Source organism: Halomonas sp. AOP7-E1-9 (genome assembly GCF_052376035.1).
Classification (GTDB): domain Bacteria; phylum Pseudomonadota; class Gammaproteobacteria; order Pseudomonadales; family Halomonadaceae; genus Vreelandella; species Vreelandella citrativorans.
Genome location: NZ_JBQSVC010000067.1, coordinates 1 through 4,244, shown reverse-complemented (window position 1 = coordinate 4,244; position 4,244 = coordinate 1). Strand labels below are relative to the sequence as shown.

The following is a 4,244-nucleotide window of genomic DNA, read 5'->3' as shown; positions in this document are numbered from 1 at the left end:
TGTTCATCGACCCAAGTGGGTCAAGGAACAGTGTTGTTCGATGAGGCGAAAGACAGGATTCGGCGACAGCTACCGCGAAGCGGTTTAGTTCAACGCCGCCAGCAGGGGCCGAAAAATCAGAGCGAAGCGGCGGTTTTTTGGTCCCTCTGGCTGGCCTTGTTATATTTTTTTAGAAACTGTTCTTCAAAGAACAGTATAACCTTTTCATCAGTGCCTATTTCCCGCAACTTCTCCGGCAAAGCTGCAAGTGCTTCTTTTGTCTGCTCTTCACTGTAGGTGAATTTCGAGCCCTCCTTCAGATTGAAGTTTGTTTGACCAGCTATTGCGCCTAGCTCTTGCGTCATATCTGCGGAGTGAAATTGAATTTCTGACTTAACCATCTCTCGCGCTATCGATAGCCAGTTGATAGCATCCTCGATGATCCTGCCTAGAAAATCATAAAACTGTTGTTGGTTTGGCGGATAAAGAAAGTCTATTTCCGTCTCAAATACCTTTTGACCTCCATCTTCATTAAGATACGAGTTGATTGCGGATTCCAAGACTGTTCGGTAGCATTCAAATGCAATATATTCATCCTTTTCTTGTGAGTCCTCGGCAAATATCTGCGGCATCCACTGGGCTGCTCGCTCAAGCAAATCACGATCAAGATGGCCAACACCCTTATTTCTTATATGAGCTATAAAGTCTAACTCCTTTCTCAAGGCTCGGCTTTTCGCTATAAATGATTCATCACCCGACAACCTAATTCTATTCATAGAGTCCCGAAGGTTATGGAGCGAAACAAATACATTTCTGGTATTTCTTAGAGTAGTAACTAAGCCATCTTTAGTTTGCTCAGGTCGATCTAGGGCAGTCCTGTAGCTGTTCAAGTCATCTAGCAAAATCGTTAAGCAGATAAAATCCGATTTTCTAGATATTTGATACTTGTCTTTATCCAAGAAAACTGCTCCGTGCCTGAAAAATATAACGCTTCACTCACCGGAATTTTAGGAGCGAAGCGAGTAAAATTTCCGAGTGCAGTGGCTTGTTATACAGCTCCTCAATGTGGAACACCACCGCGTGAAATGATCCGTTCAGCGTCTCGATCATAACTATCGGCCACGCCCCGCAAGGTCGTAGCTAATCGTTGGTATCCAGCATTCTCAACCTGGTCGGCTCGCTGTCGATATTTTTCGGCCAGCGCTCTCTCAGGTTTGGCTTCCGGGTCAACTGTGTGGACACCTCGAGAGTTATAAATGCCCGTGCGATATCCATCGCGTAAGCTAGAGCGTTCTCTGCTATTCATTGCTTCTGCAATCACGGGGTGAATCCATAAGCCATCTGGTCCCTCTGGGGAATTAACGAGCACATCCCCAAACTGAATCATCGCAACGTCATAATGCCCCGAGGCTTTGACTATTTCTTCCATAGCTGTCAGCCACTCCGTAAATGCATTTGGTTCGAAGTCTCCATCCGCCCGAGTGCCTGGGACAACTCTCCATGAAGAAAGTAAACGGTATGCATTGGTAGCAATATTACGACGCTGCTCGGAAGGCTCTTCTGGCTCTGCGTCCTCAGCACGATAGATCAATCGAATAAGCTCACAGAAAAAGCCGGGGTCGGAAGCAAGCCTATTTTCCAAGGTGATTGGGGAACCATCACTGTCCCTATCTAGCAAAGACACATATGCCCATTCAACATGAAAGAGCTTATCTTGATCGGTATCAGCATTCTCTTGAAGAGCTTTAATGATTTTGGTGATGTGGTAACTGTCAATTCTTCCAGTAGGCTCTTCGGTCTTTACTAGCGCTAACAAAGCGTCACAGGCCAATTCTGGGTTGATATCTTTCTTCTTATATAATTCTCTCGCAAACCCCTCAATCGCAGCATTTGGCCTGCCGAACTCAAGCAACTTCCCGAGAGCATATTCAGTATCGTCTTCTGTCTGATAGGTATTAGCGCTGGTGTTATTCCAGTACTCATTTTCGCTTTCACCAAGCAACTGTGCAGCTCTATCCCAGGCATTTCTCTCAAACGGCAAAGCACACAGAAGTAAGGCTATCTGCTTTGGTTCCCAGCCTGCCTTATTAATATCATCAAACCACTGCCAGCTACCCATGAACCTCCGACGCCATGCATAGGCAGCAACGAACGACCAAAGCTTTTGATCTGCCATATCCAGCAAACCGGGTAAGAGTTCTGTATCAAACTCAGGTTGATCCATGTCCGCCAGCACGTCACCCACAAGATGGGCATTGGTAACTGTCCTAGCAAACTCTAGAACCTTAGGGAGACCTCCTTCGGCCAAGATATCCTCTATGGCCGCTTTCCGTATTTGGAATAATTTCTCTTGTTCTTCCTGCCAATCACCATCGCCTTCATAAAGATAAGCATCAGCATCTGAAAACAGGCGTTTGTTCAGTAGGCTAGGGCTTTGGGGCGCCAATTGACTTGCTATTTCCTCGATTGGAAGCAGAGAATCATCCCCCAAGGACCACTTGGCATCTGGAAAACGGCGGTGGTGCGCAATTAATTTGCACAATGCCCCCCAGAGTGGCAAACGCTCTTCCTCAGAAAGCTTTAAACAATGATCAGATGCCAGCTTATCTCTCAACATTTCAGAGGCTGGCGGTGGCAAGTGATCATAGTTACCCGCCAAAGACGCAAGCTTAACGATATCAAAGCCCGCCTGCTCAACAATCAATTCAGCACAAAACCGGGACTGCTCCCAATATTCGTTTTTCGTAACGCCTTTCTCCCATTCATCAGGTACCGTTTCTCTCCAGCTCGGTTTATGCGTTCCAGAAGTCGTTGAATGTTGATTTGGAAGTAAGCTTTCCAGCAACTTCCATCCGACTTCGGGCTGCTCAGCACAGATTGTCTTAAGTGCTGCTTGTCGCTTTTCAATGGAAGCTAATGTATGGGGTAACCAGGGAAGAAAAATATCTGTCAGTGAATTACCAGGCCTATTTGCCCAATTACCGCCCGGGTCTTGTGAGGCTATCTCTGCTAAAACAACCGCAGTGCGGCTCAAGTAAGCCTCCTCCCAAGCGATACCCTCAAGCGCCCATAGAAGACCGGTAATATAGTTTCTTCCGAAAACCCCCGTATCTTCTTGCTCAAATAACCTATCAAAGGGTGAAGGTGTGGAAGCTATAGCATTTTCTACAGCGGATAGAAACTCGTCTGGACTCGCTTCTGATAGGATTGGTAGCAAGCTGTTTAGGCTACCCCAGCGGACCCAATCACTTTCCTGATTACCCATTTTGCTCAGCCACCATTCCGGGAGCTTAGCCTATACTGAAGTTATATCCAGTAAAGGAGGCGACGTCATGGCACGCAATCCGATCCAGTTTCAGGCCGGCCTGTCGCTGCCGGCGTTTCTTGAGCAGTACGGCACGGAAGCACAGTGTCGGGCGGCTCTCTTTGCGCATCGCTGGCCTAAGGGGTTCGTGTGCCCCGACTGTGGCAACACTACCTCCTGTCGGCTATCGCGCGGTCTCTACCAGTGCCATCGCTGCCATCATCAGACCTCGCTGACCGCCGGCACCATCTTCCACGCGACACACCTTCCACTGACCACTTGGTTCCTGGCCATCTACCTGCTGACTCAGCGCAAGAATGGCGTGTCTGCCTTGCAGCTATCCCGCGAGCTCGGAGTCAGCTACAACACCGCCTGGAAGCTCAAGCACAAGATCTTGCAGGTCATGCTGGAACGTAACCAGGGCGAGACATTGAGCGGGCGCATCGAGATCGATGATGCCTACCTGGGCGGTGAACGCCCGGGAAAGCGCGGTCGCGGCGCTGAGCACAAGTTCCCATTTGTGGCGGCCGTACAAACCGATGAAGCGGGCCACCCGCAGCGTGTCCAGCTACGCTGTGTGAGCGGCTTTACGCTTGCCGAGATACGTCGCTACGCCCAGCAGGCCATTGTGCCTGCCAGCCAGATCATCAGCGACGGCCTGGGGTGCTTCCGAGCCTTCGATACGCCCACCTACGTTCATGAGTGCCATATCACTGGCGGTGGGCGTGCCAGCGTGGCGAACCCGGCGTTCAATTGGGTCAACACGGTGCTGGGCAACGTCAAGAACGCGATCACCGGGACTTACCACGCCATCCGTGAGCAGCACGTTCCTCGCTACCTCGCCGAGTTCGAATATCGCTTCAACCGGCGCTATGACCTCACGGCCATGCTTCCACGGTTTCTGACAGTGGCAGCCCGGACACCACCGATGCCTTACCGGCTGTTAAAGATGGCTGAAGCT

Annotated in this window: 3 protein-coding genes; 1 reads left to right on the top strand and 2 read right to left on the bottom strand. The window is 49.8% G+C overall.

What is annotated here, in order from left to right; genetic code table 11:
• Positions 1 to 116: 116 nt before the first annotated feature.
• Entirely contained in the window at positions 117 to 938 is an 822-nt protein-coding gene (locus tag ACT3R4_RS18175) for a hypothetical protein (protein ID WP_496201284.1), read from the bottom strand.
• A 101-nt stretch (positions 939 to 1,039) separates the two neighbouring features.
• On the bottom strand, positions 1,040 to 3,244 hold the full coding sequence (locus tag ACT3R4_RS18170) for a hypothetical protein (RefSeq protein WP_496201283.1): 2,205 nt from the start codon (positions 3,242 to 3,244) through the stop codon (positions 1,040 to 1,042).
• A gap of 67 nt (positions 3,245 to 3,311) precedes the next feature.
• Here ACT3R4_RS18170 and ACT3R4_RS18165 point away from each other — a divergent pair.
• On the top strand, positions 3,312 to 4,244 hold a 933-nt coding region (locus ACT3R4_RS18165; RefSeq protein WP_496201282.1), incomplete at its 3' end, for an IS1595 family transposase.

What these genes read in the sequence shown, in the direction of transcription:
- ACT3R4_RS18170 (WP_496201283.1), bottom strand. Translation starts at nt 3,244, where the DNA reads ATGGGTAATCAGGAAAGTGATTGGGTCCGCTGGGGTAGCCTAAACAGC.